Origin of the sequence: Streptococcus parasanguinis (assembly GCF_047463195.1) — a bacterium.
Lineage (GTDB): Bacteria > Bacillota > Bacilli > Lactobacillales > Streptococcaceae > Streptococcus > Streptococcus parasanguinis_R.
On the sequence record NZ_JASHEI010000002.1, the window covers coordinates 161,174 to 177,689 of the forward strand.

The following is a 16,516-nucleotide window of genomic DNA, read 5'->3' on the forward strand; positions in this document are numbered from 1 at the left end:
GAAAGAAAATAGGAGACAATTAGAATGACAAATTCAGTGTTCCAAGGACGTAGCTTCTTGGCAGAAAAAGACTTTACACGTGCAGAGTTAGAATACCTTATCGGACTTTCAGCTCACTTGAAAGACCTTAAAAAACGCAACATCCAACACCACTACCTAGCTGGTAAAAACATTGCGCTTTTGTTTGAAAAAACTTCAACTCGTACTCGTGCAGCCTTCACTACTGCAGCTATCGACCTTGGTGCTCACCCAGAATACCTTGGTGCAAACGACATCCAACTTGGTAAAAAAGAATCTACAGAAGATACTGCTAAAGTTCTTGGACGTATGTTTGACGGTATTGAATTCCGTGGTTTCAGCCAACGCATGGTTGAAGAATTGGCTGAATTCTCAGGTGTTCCAGTATGGAATGGTTTGACTGACGAATGGCACCCAACTCAAATGCTTGCTGACTACTTGACTGTTCAAGAAAACTTTGGACGTTTGGAAGGTTTGACACTTGTATACTGTGGTGACGGACGTAACAACGTTGCAAACAGCCTTCTGGTAACAGGTGCAATCCTTGGTGTGAACGTACACATCTTCTCACCAAAAGAACTCTTCCCAGAACAAGAAATTGTTGAATTGGCAGAAGGATTCGCAAAAGAAAGTGGTGCTCATATCTTGATCACTGAAGATGCTGACGAAGCTGTAAAAGGTGCAGATGTACTTTACACTGACGTTTGGGTATCTATGGGTGAAGAAGACAAATTTGCAGAACGCGTTGCCCTTTTGAAACCTTACCAAGTAAACATGGAATTGGTTAAGAAAGCTGATAACGAAGACTTGATCTTCTTGCACTGCTTACCAGCTTTCCACGACACAAACACTGTTTATGGTAAAGATGTTGCTGAAAAATTCGGCGTAGAAGAAATGGAAGTTACTGACGAAGTGTTCCGTAGCAAATATGCTCGCCACTTTGACCAAGCTGAAAACCGTATGCACACAATCAAAGCGGTTATGGCAGCTACTCTTGGTAACTTGTACATTCCAAAAGTTTAAGACTTTATAACCGTATACCAACAGCTATAGGGGCTGGACTGCTAGCTTTAGTCCTGCCCCTATTTTTTATAGAAAGGGAAAACCTATGTCAAGAAAAATCGTCGTTGCTTTGGGAGGAAATGCTATTCTCTCATCTGATCCTTCTGCGCAAGCTCAACAAGAAGCACTTGTAGAAACAGCTAAACACTTAGTTAAATTAATCAAAAATGGGGATGACTTGATCATCACTCACGGAAATGGTCCTCAAGTAGGAAACCTCTTACTCCAACACTTGGCTGCAAATTCTGAAAAGAACCCAGCTTTCCCATTGGATTCATTAGTTGCTATGACCGAAGGAAGCATTGGCTACTGGCTTCAAAACGCTCTTCAAAATGCTCTTCTTGAAGAAGGAATTGAAAAAGATGTGGCTTCTGTTGTGACACAAGTCGTTGTTGATAAGAACGACCCAGCTTTCGTTAACCTCAGCAAACCAATTGGCCCATTCTACTCAGAAGAAGAAGCAAAAGCAGAAGCTGAAAAATCAGGTGCAACTTTCAAAGAAGATGCTGGTCGTGGCTGGCGTAAAGTTGTGGCTTCACCAAAACCAGTGGATATCAAAGAAATCAATACCATTCGTACTTTGTTGAACGACGGTCAAGTCGTGGTAGCTGCTGGTGGTGGCGGTATCCCGGTTGTGAAAGAAGCAGATGGTAGCTTGACTGGTGTTGAAGCGGTTATCGATAAAGACTTTGCATCTCAACGTTTGGCTGAATTGGTAGAAGCAGACCTCTTCATCGTCTTGACTGGTGTCGATTATGTCTTTGTGAACTACAACAAACCAGACCAAGCGAAATTGGAACATGTGAATGTGGCTCAATTGGAAGAATATATCAAACAAGACCAATTTGCACCAGGAAGCATGCTTCCTAAGGTGGAAGCTGCCATTGCCTTTGTAAATGGTCGCCCAGAAGGAAAAGCAGTTATTACATCACTTGAAAACCTTGGAGCTTTGATTGAGTCTGAAAGTGGAACAATCATCCAAAAAGACTAATGAAAAATTAGGAAAAAACTAGTATTTTAAAGCTTATTGTGATAGAATAAGTCTATAGGTAAGCGTTTTACAAGAGACTCTTGTAAAACATCACTCACACTTTGTTGCGTTAGGAGGAAGACAAATGAGTGAAAAAACGAAAAAAGGATTTAAGATGCCTTCATCTTTTTCCGTATTGTTGATCATCATTGCCATTATGGCAGTGTTAACTTGGATCATTCCAGCTGGTCAATACAAAGTTGACGATGCAGGTGCTATCATTGCAGGTAGTTATGAATCTGTAAAAGCACATCCTCAAGGGATTTGGGATGTCTTGATGGCCCCAATCAATGCCATGCTTGGTAAAGCACCAACCAGTGCAGCGATTGATGTAGCCTTCTTCATCTTGATGGTCGGTGGTTTCCTTGGAGTTGTGAACGAAACAGGTACCCTTGATGTAGGGATTGCTTCTATCGTTCGTAAATACAAAGGCCGCGAAAAAATGTTGATTTTGATCTTGATGCCATTGTTTGCCCTTGGTGGTACAACTTATGGTATGGGTGAAGAAACCATGGCCTTCTATCCACTTCTTGTACCTGTTATGATGTCCGTTGGTTTTGACAGTTTGACAGGGGTAGCCATTATCCTCTTAGGATCCCAAATCGGATGTTTGGCGTCAACATTGAACCCATTTGCGACAGTTATCGCATCTGATACTGCAGGTATCTCAAGTGCTTCAGGTCTCTTACTTCGTGTGATCTTCTGGATCGTATTGACAGGACTTAGCACATACTATGTATACCGTTATGCAGATAAGGTTCAAAAAGACCCAACCAAATCTCTCACCTATGCAACTCGTGAAGAAGATTTGAAACACTTCAATGTTGAAAGTGGCGAAGAAATTCCTTCACAAATGAACAAGAAACAAAAACGTGTCTTGGTCGTCTTCATCTCAACATTCGTTATCATGGTTGCTGGATTTATCCCATTCAAAGATTTGGGTATTAAATTCTTTGAAACCTTCAACGAATCTCTCCATAAAATTCCAGTACTTGGTCAATTGATCGGTAACACAGATGCTCTTGGTACATGGTACTTCCCTCAAACAGCTATGCTCTTTGCCTTCATGGGAATCCTCGTTGGTATCATTTATGGCTTGAAAGAAGATAAAATTATTTCATCTTTCATGAATGGTGCAGCTGACCTCTTGAGTGTTGCTCTTATCGTAGCGGTAGCACGTGGTATCCAAGTCATCATGAACGACGGTATGATCACTGCGACAATTCTTCACTGGGGTGAAGAAGGACTTAAAGGTCTTTCATCTCAATTGTTCATTGTCTTGACTTACATTTTCTACTTGCCAATGTCATTCTTGATCCCATCATCATCTGGTCTTGCCAGCGCAACAATGGGTATCATGGCACCTCTTGGTAAATTCGTCAATGTACCAGGTAGCTTGATTGTCACAGCTTACCAATCTGCATCTGGTGTCTTGAACTTGATCGCACCAACTTCAGGTATCGTAATGGGAGCTCTTGCTCTTGGACGTGTTGACTTGAGTGCATGGTGGAAATTCATGGGTAAATTGGTCGTAGCGATTGTTGTGATCACCATTGCCCTTCTTCTACTAGGAACTGTGGTTCCATTCTTGCAATAGAATAAAGTAGGTGTTTCATGAAAAATAGAATAAAGAACGATGTAAAAGAGCAGTTTTTAAACTCGCTTCAAACCATCATTTCTTACCCCTCAGTATTAAACGAAGGGGAAAATGGAACACCGTTTGGACAAGCTATCCAAGATGTCCTAGAAAAAACCTTAGAGCTTGCTCGAGAATTAGGTTTTCAAACATATATAGATCCTGAAGGATACTATGGATATGCAGAGATCGGTCAGGGGGAAGAACTCCTGGCCGTTCTTTGTCACTTGGATGTTGTTCCAGCCGGTGATCTAAAAGATTGGCAAACGCCACCTTTTGAAGCGACCATTGTCGGTGACTATCTAGTAGGTCGTGGTGTGCAGGATGATAAGGGGCCGTCACTCGCTGCCCTCTATGCAGTTAAGAGTTTACTGGATGATGGCATCCAGTTTACCAAACGAATCCGCTTTATTTTTGGGACGGATGAAGAAACCTTGTGGCGCTGTATGAACCGCTACAACCAAATCGAAGAGCAAGCAGATCTTGGATTTGCACCGGATTCTTCTTTCCCATTAACCTATGCTGAAAAAGGCTTATTACAAGTGAAATTGCATGGTCCAGGTTGGGATGATCTTCCCTTACAGGCTGGTCAGGCCCTCAATGTTGTTCCAGACAAGGCGACCTATGCGGGTCATCGTTTGGAAGAGTTGCTTCCTGTTTTGGATCAAAGTGGGGTTCAGTATAGCCAAACAGAAGATTCTGTAACGGTCTTGGGTGTTTCCAAGCATTCTAAAGATGCAGCTGAAGGAGTGAATGCTATTGTCGGTTTAGCGGAAAGTTTATCCCTCATCCAACCCCATCCAGCCTTTCTCTTTATTGCAGATGCTGTTGGTGAGGATGCAACGGGAGAAGCGCTATTTGGCCCTATTTCAGATGAACCAAGTGGCGATCTTTCCTTCAATCTTGCGACCCTTGTGATCGATCAAGAACAATCGGAAATCGGGATTGATATCCGGATCCCCGTCTTAGCAGATAAGGAGGCCTTAGTAGCTCGTTTGCGAGAAATTGCAGCTAGTTATCAGTTGGAATATGAAGAGTTTGATTATCTGGCTCCTTTATATGTTCCTTTGGATAGTCCTTTAGTCAGCTCTTTGATGGCCGTCTACCAGGAAGAAACTGGTGATAAGACGCCAGCTATGTCTTCTGGTGGTGCGACATTTGCGCGGACCATGGAAAATTGTGTCGCTTTTGGGGCTCTTTTCCCAGGTGCAGAACAGACCGAGCACCAAGCCAATGAACGTGCAAAAATTGAAGATCTCTACGCAGCGATGGAAATCTATCGAGAAGCCATTCAACGCTTAGCCACAACATAAAAAGTTTGGAAACTTGGTTTCCAAACTTTTTATTTACTAAAGAAGAAGGGTGGGGTGAATTCTTTTAATTTTTCAAAGCAATCCAAAGCTCCTTGGTTGTCTTCGCAGATAACCAAACAGACATCGTCTCCACAGATGGTGGCTACAATTTCTTGGAGTTCCAGTGCATCTAAGATTGCTCCAAAGGATTGGGCCAGACCTGGAAGAGTTTTTACAACGACCTGGTTTTGAACGGGCCGCAACATGACTAAGGCATCTTCCATATACATCCGCAGTCGCTTTTCCCAACGGGAAGGAGCGATGGTGTTCATGGCATAGTAGGAACTATCCCCCTCGTTAATTTTTACTAGATTCAAGGATTTGACATCCCGTGAAAGCGTGGACTGGGTAACGAGAACACCATTGGCTTCTAAGGCTTCCTGGAGTTCTTGTTGGGTATGAATCCTACGCTCAGAAATGATCGAGCGGATCAAGCGATGGCGGCTTTCAATTTTATTCATGAGAGACTCCTTTACTTGATGAACATAGCATCCCCAAAGCTGAAGAAGCGGTACCGTTCCTGAATAGCATGGTGGTAGGCTTCGAGGGTTAATTCGCGGCCAGCAAAGGCAGAAACCAACATGACCAGAGTTGATTTTGGAAGGTGGAAGTTGGTTGAAAAGGCGTCGACGACTTTCCATTCATAACCTGGTTTGATAAAGATATTGGTCCAACCTGAATCGGCTTGGATGTCTCCATCAAATTTATTGCCAATTGTTTCAAGGGTTCGAATAGAAGTCGTTCCAACAGCTACGATGCGTTTTCCTGCAGCTTTTACCTGACGAAGGGTAGCAGCAGCCTCTTCAGAAAGTTGGTAAAATTCAGAGTGCATCTCATGGTCTTCAAGATTGTCCACGGATACTGGACGGAAGGTTCCCAGGCCCACATGAAGGGTCAAATAGACCAGGTGAACCCCTTTTGCTTCAATCTTTTGGAGCAATTCTTTGGTGAAATGAAGACCTGCCGTTGGAGCTGCTGCAGAACCATTTTCTTTGGCGTAAACGGTTTGGTAGCGCTCGCGGTCAGCAAGTTTTTCGTGAATATAGGGAGGAAGTGGCATTTCACCAAGGCTTTCTAGAACTTCTAAAAAGATCCCTTGGTAGTGGAAGCGAACGATACGGCCTCCGTGCTCTAATTCTTCCTCAACGGTTGCGGTCAACCGATCATCTCCGAAGCTGACTGTGGCCCCTACCTTTAAGCGTTTTGCAGGTTTTGCCAAGACTTCCCAACAGTCATCTTGCGTATTTTTAAGGAGAAGGAATTCGACGTGACCACCTGTTTCTGGTTTGACTCCATGAAGGCGGGCTGGTAGAACGCGCGTATTGTTCATGACAAGAGCATCTCCTGGCTCCAATTCATCCAAAATTGCATCAAAATGACGGTCTTGGAATTGCCCTGTTTTTCGATCGAGGATCAAGAGTTTAGAGGCATCTCGTTTTTCAAGAGGGGTTTGAGCAATCAGTTCTTCAGGCAAATCAAAGTCAAAGTCGTTAGTATTCATTTGCGCTCCTTTTATAATAAATTTGTGAGTAGATAGATGGTAGTCCCGACAGCTAAGAGCATCAGGCTGATTCCCATCAAAAAGATCAGGACCTTGAGAATCTTTTTTTGATGAATCAAGAAAGATAAGAGAAAGACAAGGAGTCCGATCAAAAAAATGATGAATAATAGTGATACAATCATACCTTTCATTATATCACGAATCGACTTGAAAATGAAAAAAATGCCAGAAAAAGATAGCGGTTTCACTTGACAAAAATTGGTCTATACCATATAATAAAAGCATAGAGAAATAGGAGGTCTATCCAATGAAAATTATTGAAGTAAAGGACCAAATTGAGGGTGGAAAAGTTGCCTTTGATATATTGAAAGAAACTTTAAAGGAAGGTGCTCAAACCTTAGGTCTTGCGACTGGAAGCAGTCCCCTTGAGTTTTATAAACAAATTCGTGAAAGTGATTTGGATCTGTCTAATCTAATCAGTGTGAACTTAGATGAATACGTAGGGTTGACGGGAGATGATCCTCAATCTTATCGGTATTTCATGGAGAAAAACCTCTTTGATGCCAAACCATTCAAAGAAAGTTATCTCCCATCAGGTGTAGAAGAATCTGCCGATCAAGAAGTGATCCGTTATAACAAAATACTCGAAGACCATCCAGTGGATCTTCAAATCTTGGGAATCGGACGCAATGGGCATATCGGTTTTAATGAGCCAGGGACATCCTTTGATAGTCAGACCCACTTAGTTCAGTTGGATGCCTCTACCATTGAGGCCAATTCTCGTTTCTTTGATAAGATCGAAGATGTACCAACCCAAGCCATTTCGATGGGGATTGCCAATATCTTAGCTGCGAAATCAATTGTCTTGTTTGCTTATGGGGAATCAAAAGCCCAAGCAATCAAAGGTACAGTAGAGGGTGAAAGGACAGAAAAAGTGCCAGCTAGTGCCCTTCAAGGACATCCAAATGTGACCATTATTGCGGATAAGGAAGCCTTGAGCTTGTTAAGTCGATAAAAAACAGGACCTATCGCCGATTTATTCGGGCCAGATAGGTTTTTTTCTGCTTCAAAATATGGTACAATACAAGTAATTATCTGCTGGGATTAGCTCTTTTCATCTACTGGGAGACAAGAGGAAAGGGCATGAGGGCTAGAAGCTTATTTTAGCCTCCAGCTGATTAGTCTGTTATAAAGGAAAAGTTTATGATAAAAAAATATTTGATCCATATTTGCCTCCTTCTGAGTCTCTTATGCCAGCCAGTTCTAGCGAGTGCGGATGAATTGGTAGATATGGCGCAAAAGATGTATCCAAATGACAATGTCCAAGCTATAAACCGTCCACATTCTTCGCTCATCATTGACGGCAATACGGGAAATGTTCTTTGGAAAGACAATATCGATGAAGCCAGAGATCCGGCCAGCATGAGTAAGCTCATGACGCTCTATCTCTTGTTTGAAGATATGGCAAATGGCAAGATCAGTAAGGATACAGTGATCAAGGCGACCGCTTCAGACCAAGCGATCGGAAAGATCTATGAGATCTCCAACAATAATATTGTTGCTGGAGTAGACTACACCATTCCTGAGTTGATTACCATGACAGTGGTTCCATCTTCAAATGTATCGACCCTCATGTTAGCCAATCTCATGTCCAACAATGATCCAGACGCCTTTATCGAGCGCATGAATGCCAAGGCTAAGGAATTAGGGATGACCAATACAGTCTGGAATAACCCGAGTGGGGCGGCCATCTCCACCTTGCAGGGCTATTATCAGGTCAACAATTATCCAAATGATGCAGCCAACCAGACAACAGCGCGTGATTTAGGGATTCTGGTTTACCATTTCATCAATCAATACCCAGATATTTTAAACTATACCAATCAAGCACAAGTCACGGTCAAAAAAGGGACTCCGTATGAGGAAACCTTTGATACCTACAATTATTCATTGCCAGGAGCCAAGTATGCTTTGAAAGGTGTGGATGGTTTAAAAACTGGATCAAGTCCTCGTGGAGCTTTCAACTATATCGCGACCATCAAACGGGGCAATCAGCGCTTAATTGCTGTCATTATGGGCGTAGGAGATTGGGCAGACCAAGATGGGGAATATTACCGTCACCCGTTTGGCAATGCCTTGATCGAAAAAGCCTATAAAGATTTTGGCTATAAAAAATTGTTAGATGCAGGTGTCCAGAAGATTGACGGCAAGACCTATACACTCGAAAAACCCTTCTATGCAACGGTCAAAAAAGGTGCTAAAGAACCGACCCTTGCGGTAAAAGATGGCTATTTGACAGTAGATAATGATCTCTACACCTTGTCTGAGGGTATCCGAGATGATATGAAGGTGGAAGAAGGATCCAAGCCAGAGCTTGTCAAAGAAACAGTAAGTGGGAAAAAGACAACGGCTAAGCACAGTAAATGGCTTTCGCTGGATCACTTCCTGATCTTGATTCCGATTCTTATTCTTATCATCATTCTTTCGATTGAAAAACAAAGTCGTGAGAGACGCAAAAAAGAGGCTCAAAAGCGCTATAATAAAGAATAAAATAAAACCTAACTGATTGTCAGTTGGGTTTTGTCATTGTCCCATTCCGATATTTTTAGAAAGGATTTAAATGAAAAAATTCCGAAATTCTTATGCGGCTTATATGCTGCTCTATAGTTTTTATTTTATGTCCACATCTCTCTTTACGACCCTTATTTCCGTTTATTTGATGGGAAAGCACTATAGTGCAACTCAAGTGTCGACCTTGGTATCGGTTGCCTTTTTCTTATCCATGGTAGCCCAACCTTTTTTTGGGTATATCAATGAGCGATTTGGAATCGTAAAAATGACGACCCTCAGTCTGAGTGTGATCATTGGTGGTGTCTTCGGTTTTCTTTGGGCCCCCAATCTCTTTTGGCTGACCGTTTTTTATGGGATTGTTCTAGTCTGTTTGAATGGGACAGCTCCCATGATGGAAGTTTTTGCAACGCAAAGTCCATACGCTTTTGGGAAGATTCGCGTCTGGGGAACCATTGGCTACTCGGTCGGTGTCCAAATAGCCGGCTGGGTCTATCATCAGTTTAGCCCCCAAGCTGTCTATTATACGGTTTTGATCACTATTGTATTGAGTCTCTTCTGCCTAAGTGCGGTTCGAATGAAGAAAAAAGAGACAGTCGTAGAAAAGGAAAAACACCCTGTCTCTATTCGTCCTCTTCTTCACAATGGACCTTATCTCTTCTTTATTGTGTTGATTGGGTTGGCTTCAGGGGTTGGAAATATTGGTCATACCTATATTCCTGAGCTACTCATGGATAGTGGTCTACCAGTGCATATTGCCTCAACAGTTGTGGCTGTCTCAGTCGTAGTGGAAGCCCCCTTGATCTTTTTCTCTGATCGATTCATGGACCACTGGCCTTTACGGGTTTTGATCGCTCTTCCAATTGGGATTATTTTCGCTCAATATGCTGTCTATGCTCTTCCAAGTCCTGTCTTCTTAAAAGTGATAATGACTCTCTTAGCCAAGCATACAACAGGGATGGTTTTGATTATGGTCTCCTTACGGTTTATTGCCCAACAGGTGAATGGCAAAGACTTGGTTCTTGCCATGGCCATTGTCCAAGGAGCTCGTTATTTAGGAACCATTCTCTTACAACCCTTCGCAGCCCTCTGTATTGAAAGAGGTGGTTACCAAGTCATGAGTTTCTTTTTAGCAGGGGTAGTAGGGATCGTCTTTTTGCTGAGCTTTGCCTTAAAAATGCCCCAAGGGAAGGCTCACGGCCTTTTTGGTGGCAAAGTAGACTAATGAAATTGTTACAATTGTATGACTAATCATCGAGGAGTTGGACAAAACACTGATTTCACAGTGTTTTGTCCAACTTTTTTGCTATTATTAAGAACTAGTGATTAATTTGACAGTCAAAGTATTCGATGGTAGAATGAGGTAAAATAAATATAAAGGAGACCATTTTATGAAAAAAATGATCTTATCGACAGCTGCTCTTTTGACGATTGTTTCCCTAGCTGCTTGTTCAAACAAACAAGACACAAAGAAGGAAACTTCAAATAGTCAATCAACGACTAAAGTGACGAGCAAATCTGCCAACACTTCAAAAAGCAAGGATACTTCAACAGATTCAGAAGAGACTTCATCTTCTAGCCTCTTAACAGACGCTGAAATCAGCAAGGCTAAAACAGTTGGAGACTTTAAAAAGTTGTTTGCAAAATTAATGGATCAATCTGTTTCTATTACTGAAGAAGCAGGTACTTCTGTGACAGGTTCTGCAAAAGAACAATACGATGCAATGATTAGTACCTTAAAGCAAGGATTAGAAAACCAAAAAGATATCTTTAATGAAGGCTTGGAAAGCATCGGTTCAGATAGCACAGTCGTTCCTAAAGAAGACCGTGAAGCTTTGATAGAAATCTTGAAAGATGCTCGTGAAGAGTTGGAAAGTACTCGTAAAGAAATGAAAGATATGCAGAAAGAATTGAGTAAATCTCCTGTTGCAGATGACGACAGTGATGATTCAGCTTCAGATTCTGAAGAATAAAAAGAAGAAAGGTTGGAATTTCCAGCCTTTTTCCTATTTTTTTTTCGAATGATATAGATGAGGAGGTGGGCCTATGTTTATTGCCATGGATAACAATCAAAAGCGGTGGAACTGTATGGAAGAGATCCCAGCTGTGACAGAAGGTCCCTTCTATTGCTTGGCTTGTCATAGTCCAGTGCGTCTAAAAAATGGCTCGGTTCTACGGGCTCATTTTGCTCATATAAAATTACAGCATTGTCCCTATCATCACGAAGCTGAGAGTTTTGAACATCTGGAATTAAAAGCTTGTCTTTATGATTGGGCCTCTAAGGAATCTCATACAGAAGTAGAAAGCTATTTAGCAGACTTTCAACAAATTGCCGATCTTTTGGTAGTAGACAAGAACTTAGCTTTGGAAGTGCAGTGCAGCTCCTTATCTTTAGAACGCTTGAAGGAGAGGAGCGATGCTTATCGATCCCACGGTTACCATGTCTATTGGTTACTTGGTAAAAAGTTGTGGCTCAAGGAAAGACTAACAAAGCTACAGGCTGGCTTTCTTTATTTTAGTCAGAATCGAGGGTTCCATCTTTGGGAATTGGATCTGACAAAGAAAGAGCTACGTCTGCAATACCTCATCCATGAGGATTTACGAGGGCGATTGCATTATCAAACAGAAATTTTCCCTTTTGGCCAAAGGTCCTTACTGGAAGTCTTACGGACCCCTTACCTTTCGCAGCCCATGCAGCATATGGCAGTCGAGCTCGATCGTACATTTTTAACGTATATACAGCAGCAACTCTTTTATCGTCACCCAAAGTGGCTGAAGCTTCAGGAAGAACTCTATATGCAGGGACACCATCTGATGGAACTGGGGCTAGATTTCTTTTATCCTCTTTGTCGTCCGATCCTTTCACAGAACTTGCTCCAAATTAAAGAGGATGTAGAAGGTTACTACCAGCAATTTATGACCTATTATCAGTCGCAAGGGATCCAACCCGTTCAGATCCTTTATCCCCCACGTTTTTATGCTCAACAGAAAAGCTAACTTTCTAAGATAGAAATCCTCCCGAAATGTTCATTTTTATGCTAAAATAGTACCATTGGAGGATTAATCGAAATGGTAAAACAACGTAATGAAATTGATGAAAAATACCAATGGGATTTGTCGACAATTTTTGCGACAGATCAAGCTTGGGAAGAAGAAGCAGCTAGCTTAGCTGCAGATATTAAAGCAGCAAGTCACTATGCTGGTCATTTGTTGGATTCAGCGCAAACACTTTTGGATACAACCAATGCATATTTGGAATTGAGCCGTCGCTTAGAAAAGGTCTACGTCTATGCCCATATGAAAAATGACCAAGACACACGAGTGGCTAAATACCAAGAGTACCAATCAAAAGGGATGTCTCTTTATAGCTTGTTGGGTGAAACATTTGCCTTCTATGAGCCTGAATTCATGGCCATTACGGATGAGCAGTACAAGGCCTTTGTGAGTGAGGTTCCGGCCTTGGAACAATATGGTCATTATTTTGATCGTTTGCTAGAGAAGAAAGAACATGTCTTGTCTCAAAAAGAAGAGGAATTACTTGCAGGAGCTGGTGAGATCTTTGCGGCTGGTGGTGAAACCTTTGAAATATTGGACAATGCAGATATTGTTTTCCCAACTGTGCATGATGACAAGGGCGAAGAAGTTCAATTAACCCATGGAAACTATATTTCTTTGGTAGAATCAAAAGATCGTGCCGTTCGTAAAGAAGCTTACGAAGGTCTCTACAAGGTCTATGAACAGTACCAACATACCTATGCTAAAACCTTGCAAACCAATGTGAAAGTTCACAACTTTAATGCCAAAGTTCGTAAATTCTCATCTGCCCGTGAAGCGGCCCTTTCTGAAAACTTTGTACCAGAAAGTGTTTATGATAGCTTGGTAGCAGCTGTGAACAAACACTTGCCACTCTTGCAACGCTATGTGCAATTGCGTTCAAAAATTCTTGGAATCTCAGACTTGAAGATGTACGATATGTATACGCCATTATACGATACAGACTACAAGTTTACCTATGAAGAATCATTGGCCAAAGCAGAAGAAGTCTTGGCTGTTTTGGGTGAGGACTACCTTTCTCGTGTAAAACGTGCCTTCAGCGAACGGTGGATTGATGTGCATGTCAACCAAGGGAAACGCTCAGGTGCCTATTCAGGTGGTTCTTATGATACCAATGCCTTCATGTTGTTGAACTGGCAAGATACATTGGATAATCTCTTCACCTTGGTGCATGAAACTGGTCACAGTATGCATTCTAGCTATACTCGTGAAACCCAGCCGTATGTCTATGGGGACTATTCTATCTTCCTTGCTGAAATCGCCTCTACAACCAATGAAAATATCCTAACCGAACGTCTGTTAGAAGAAGTAGAAGACGATGCAACTCGCTTTGCTATTTTGAATCACTTCTTGGATGGCTTCCGTGGAACCGTCTTCCGTCAAACCCAGTTTGCCGAATTTGAGCATGCCATTCATAAAGCAGACCAAGAAGGTACGGTATTGACTAGTGAGTTCTTGAACAACCTTTATGCAGAGCTCAATGAAAAATACTATGGTCTTTCAAAAGAAGACAACCCTGAGATCCAATATGAATGGGCTCGGATTCCTCACTTCTACTATAACTACTATGTCTTCCAATATTCAACAGGTTTTGCAGCAGCTTCAGCCTTAGCTGAAAAGATTGTTCATGGAACACAAGAAGATCGTGATAAATATATCGACTACTTGAAAGCTGGAAATTCTGATTATCCACTCAATGTCATCCGCAAAGCAGGTGTGGATATGGAAAAAGAAGACTACTTGGACGCAGCCTTTGCGGTCTTTGAACGTCGGTTGAATGAATTTGAAGCCCTAGTAGAAAAATTAGGACTCGCATAAGATGGTAGAGTCTTATAGTAAAAATGCCAACCACAATATGCGCCGGCCAGTGGTTAAAGACGAGATCGTTGACTTTATGCGCACGCGTCAAAAACCGGTAGCAGGTGCCTTGGAGGAGTTAGAAGCATTCGCCCGCAAGGAAAATATTCCGATTATTCCGCATGAAACGGTAGCTTACTTTAGACTACTCTTGCAAGCCCTACAACCAAAGAAAATCCTTGAAATTGGGACGGCAATTGGATTTTCAGCGCTCTTAATGGCCGAAAATGCTCCCGATGCACAAATTACCACTATTGATCGGAATGAAGAGATGATTGGCTTTGCCAAGGAAAATCTGGCTAAATACGATCAGAGAAAACAAATCACCTTGCTTGAAGGAGATGCAGTAGATGTTTTGCAGGATTTGACAGAGACCTATGACTTTGTCTTCATGGACTCTGCTAAGTCTAAGTACATCGTCTTTTTGCCACGAATTCTCGAACTCTTAGAGGTTGGGGGAGTCGTGGTATTGGATGATATTTTCCAAGGAGGAGATGTTGCCAAGGACATCATGGAAGTGCGTCGTGGGCAACGAACCATTTACCGGGGGCTTCAGAACCTCTTTAATGCGACTCTCAATCATCCAGATTTGACCGCTAGTTTGGTGCCACTTGGAGATGGTATTTTAATAATTCGGAAAAATGCAGAGACGGTAACTTTGCCAGATCCTAGCTCTTTTTAGGTAAATTTAAGGTATTCTCTCTAATTTGTGGTAAAATAGAAGAAGTTTAAAAAGGAACGGAGAATAATTTTCATGAAGAAAAAACTTGTAGCGGGTGCTGTGACCTTGCTATCAGTCGTAACACTAGCAGCCTGTGCCAATGGCACAAACAAAGATGTCGTGACCATGAAAGGGGACACGATCACAGTTTCTGATTTCTATAATGAAATCAAAACTAACCAAGGTGCTCAACAAGTTCTTTTCCAAATGACCATCAATAAAGTCTTTGAAAAAGAATATGGATCAAAAGTTTCTGATAAAGAAGTCGATAAAGAATTGGCTAAACAAAAGAAACAATTGGGGAACCGATTCGATGCTTACTTGGCGCAACAAGGCTTGACGGAAGAAACAGCGAAGAAACAAATCCGTAGCAATATGTTGTTAGAATATGCAGTCAACCAAGCTGCTAAGAAAGATATCAAAGAGTCTGACTACAAGGCGGCTTTTGAATCTTACACACCAGAAGTAACAGCACAAATTATCAAGTTAGATTCAGAAGACAAAGCAAAAGAAGTGTTGGAAGCAGCTAAAGCGGAAGGTGCAGACTTTGCCCAAATCGCCAAAGACAATTCAACAGATACTACTACAAAAGACAAAGGTGGCGAAGTTAAGTTCGATTCAGGAACAGCAGATATTCCATCTCAAGTCAAAGAAGCTGCCTTTAAGTTGGATGAGAACGGCATTTCAGATGTGATCACAGTTTCAGCAGGTCAAAACTATTCTGCTAGCTACTATATTGTCAAATTGAATAAGAAGACAGAAAAAGGCTCTGACTGGAAGAAATACGAAAAACGTTTGAAAGAGATCATTGTTGATGGTCGTAAGCAAGATACCAACTACATCCGTAGCATTATTGCAAAAGCGATGACCAATGCCAATATCAAGGTCAAAGATGATGCCTTCAAATCAACATTTAACCAATATTTGCAAAATATCGGTGTTCAAACGAGCGATAGCAAATCATCATCTAAAAAATAGTTGACGGTTCCTTTTGGAACTTGTATAATGAAATAGTTGAGAATAAATCATTGTTACTCGGAATCAGAGAAGTGGCGGGGGTGTGAGCCATGGAAGAGAAATGATTTTGCTACTCGGCTGAGACAATTGCATATAAAATGAAGAATGACAAGTTCATTGAATGAAGGTGGTACCGCGGTTTTTCGCCCTTCGTTTAGTGGCTTGTCTTTTGTTTATGGGCAGTTGTCTGGAGCTTTTTAAAGGAGATCAAAAGATGCGAACCTATCAAGTGAAACAAAAATTTCGATTGGGTGGCGAGCGGTTCGATATCAAAGATGAGTTGGGAAATGTTGAGTACCAGGTTGAGGGATCTTTTCTTAAGATTCCCAAGACTTTTACCATCTACGATAAGAATGGACAAGAAGTGAGCCATATCACCAAAAAAACAATCAGCTTTCTTCCCAAGTTTGTGGTTGAGTTGAAGGATGGGGATCGCTTTTTTATCCATAAAAAGCTGACGCTCTTCAGGGATAAATACGATATCGAAGATTTGGGACTGCGGGTACAGGGAAATATCTGGGACCTAGAATTCAAATTGTTTGATGATCGGGATCAAATCGTCGCTGAGATTAGCAAGGAACTCTTTCATCTAACCTCTACCTACCAAGTATCGGTGTATGAGGATGAATACGCTGATTTAGTCATCTCACTTTGTGTCGCCATCGATTATGTCGAAATGTTAGAAGCTGGCGCAAATTAA

Annotated in this window: 16 protein-coding genes; 13 read left to right on the forward strand and 3 right to left on the reverse strand. The window is 41.8% G+C overall.

Annotated elements, in window-relative coordinates; genetic code table 11:
• The first annotated feature begins 24 nt into the window (after window positions 1–24).
• From argF to QM870_RS02365, 4 genes are all read left to right on the forward strand, one after another.
• Window positions 25–1,041, forward strand: coding sequence for an ornithine carbamoyltransferase (argF, locus tag QM870_RS02350; RefSeq protein ID WP_049472137.1), 1,017 nt, complete (start codon window positions 25–27; stop codon window positions 1,039–1,041).
• Window positions 1,042–1,126: 85 nt separating this feature from the next.
• Window positions 1,127–2,071 carry a carbamate kinase gene (gene arcC / locus QM870_RS02355; protein WP_070595140.1) on the forward strand — a complete coding sequence of 315 codons (945 nt, stop codon included), beginning with the start codon at window positions 1,127–1,129 and terminating at the stop codon, window positions 2,069–2,071.
• 124 nt (window positions 2,072–2,195) lie between these two features.
• Window positions 2,196–3,707 carry a YfcC family protein gene (locus QM870_RS02360; RefSeq protein ID WP_049474298.1) on the forward strand — a complete coding sequence of 504 codons (1,512 nt, stop codon included), beginning with the start codon at window positions 2,196–2,198 and terminating at the stop codon, window positions 3,705–3,707.
• 17 nt (window positions 3,708–3,724) lie between these two features.
• Entirely contained in the window at window positions 3,725–5,059 is a 1,335-nt protein-coding gene (locus tag QM870_RS02365; protein ID WP_070595142.1) for a dipeptidase, read from the forward strand.
• 29 nt (window positions 5,060–5,088) lie between these two features.
• Here QM870_RS02365 and QM870_RS02370 read toward each other — a convergent pair whose 3' ends face one another.
• Genes QM870_RS02370 through QM870_RS02380 form a run of 3 tightly spaced genes read right to left on the reverse strand, consistent with a single transcriptional unit; the run spans window position 5,089 to window position 6,781 of the window.
• A complete protein-coding gene (locus QM870_RS02370) occupies window positions 5,089–5,559 on the reverse strand; it encodes an arginine repressor (protein WP_003006364.1) in 471 nt (156 codons plus the stop codon).
• Window positions 5,560–5,570: 11 nt separating this feature from the next.
• A complete protein-coding gene (gene queA / locus QM870_RS02375) occupies window positions 5,571–6,599 on the reverse strand; it encodes a tRNA preQ1(34) S-adenosylmethionine ribosyltransferase-isomerase QueA (protein WP_070595144.1) in 1,029 nt (342 codons plus the stop codon).
• 11 nt (window positions 6,600–6,610) lie between these two features.
• Window positions 6,611–6,781, reverse strand: coding sequence for an NADH-quinone oxidoreductase subunit K (locus tag QM870_RS02380; protein WP_414368452.1), 171 nt, complete (start codon window positions 6,779–6,781; stop codon window positions 6,611–6,613).
• A gap of 125 nt (window positions 6,782–6,906) precedes the next feature.
• On the opposite strand from QM870_RS02380, the gene QM870_RS02385 reads away from it, so the two are divergent.
• The 9 genes from QM870_RS02385 (at window position 6,907) to QM870_RS02425 (ending at window position 16,516) form a co-directional block, all read left to right on the forward strand.
• The gene (locus QM870_RS02385) at window positions 6,907–7,614 is read left to right on the forward strand and encodes a glucosamine-6-phosphate deaminase (RefSeq protein ID WP_003006372.1); all 708 of its coding nucleotides are present in this window, start codon (window positions 6,907–6,909) and stop codon (window positions 7,612–7,614) included.
• Between the two features lie 188 nt (window positions 7,615–7,802).
• Window positions 7,803–9,149: a DUF1958 domain-containing protein gene (locus tag QM870_RS02390; protein WP_070595146.1), complete on the forward strand. Its 1,347-nt coding sequence runs from the start codon at window positions 7,803–7,805 to the stop codon at window positions 9,147–9,149.
• Window positions 9,150–9,219: 70 nt separating this feature from the next.
• Window positions 9,220–10,392 carry an MFS transporter gene (locus QM870_RS02395; protein WP_070595148.1) on the forward strand — a complete coding sequence of 391 codons (1,173 nt, stop codon included), beginning with the start codon at window positions 9,220–9,222 and terminating at the stop codon, window positions 10,390–10,392.
• A gap of 166 nt (window positions 10,393–10,558) precedes the next feature.
• Window positions 10,559–11,140 carry an LptM family lipoprotein gene (locus QM870_RS02400; protein ID WP_070595150.1) on the forward strand — a complete coding sequence of 194 codons (582 nt, stop codon included), beginning with the start codon at window positions 10,559–10,561 and terminating at the stop codon, window positions 11,138–11,140.
• A gap of 73 nt (window positions 11,141–11,213) precedes the next feature.
• Entirely contained in the window at window positions 11,214–12,164 is a 951-nt protein-coding gene (locus tag QM870_RS02405) for a competence protein CoiA family protein (RefSeq protein WP_070595152.1), read from the forward strand.
• A gap of 72 nt (window positions 12,165–12,236) precedes the next feature.
• The gene (gene pepF, locus QM870_RS02410) at window positions 12,237–14,039 is read left to right on the forward strand and encodes an oligoendopeptidase F (protein WP_414368456.1); all 1,803 of its coding nucleotides are present in this window, start codon (window positions 12,237–12,239) and stop codon (window positions 14,037–14,039) included.
• A gap of 1 nt (window position 14,040) precedes the next feature.
• Window positions 14,041–14,760: an O-methyltransferase gene (locus QM870_RS02415; RefSeq protein ID WP_070595154.1), complete on the forward strand. Its 720-nt coding sequence runs from the start codon at window positions 14,041–14,043 to the stop codon at window positions 14,758–14,760.
• Window positions 14,761–14,832: 72 nt separating this feature from the next.
• Window positions 14,833–15,777, forward strand: coding sequence for a peptidylprolyl isomerase PrsA (prsA, locus tag QM870_RS02420; protein WP_251458039.1), 945 nt, complete (start codon window positions 14,833–14,835; stop codon window positions 15,775–15,777).
• Between the two features lie 253 nt (window positions 15,778–16,030).
• A complete protein-coding gene (locus QM870_RS02425; protein WP_003012021.1) occupies window positions 16,031–16,516 on the forward strand; it encodes an LURP-one-related/scramblase family protein in 486 nt (161 codons plus the stop codon).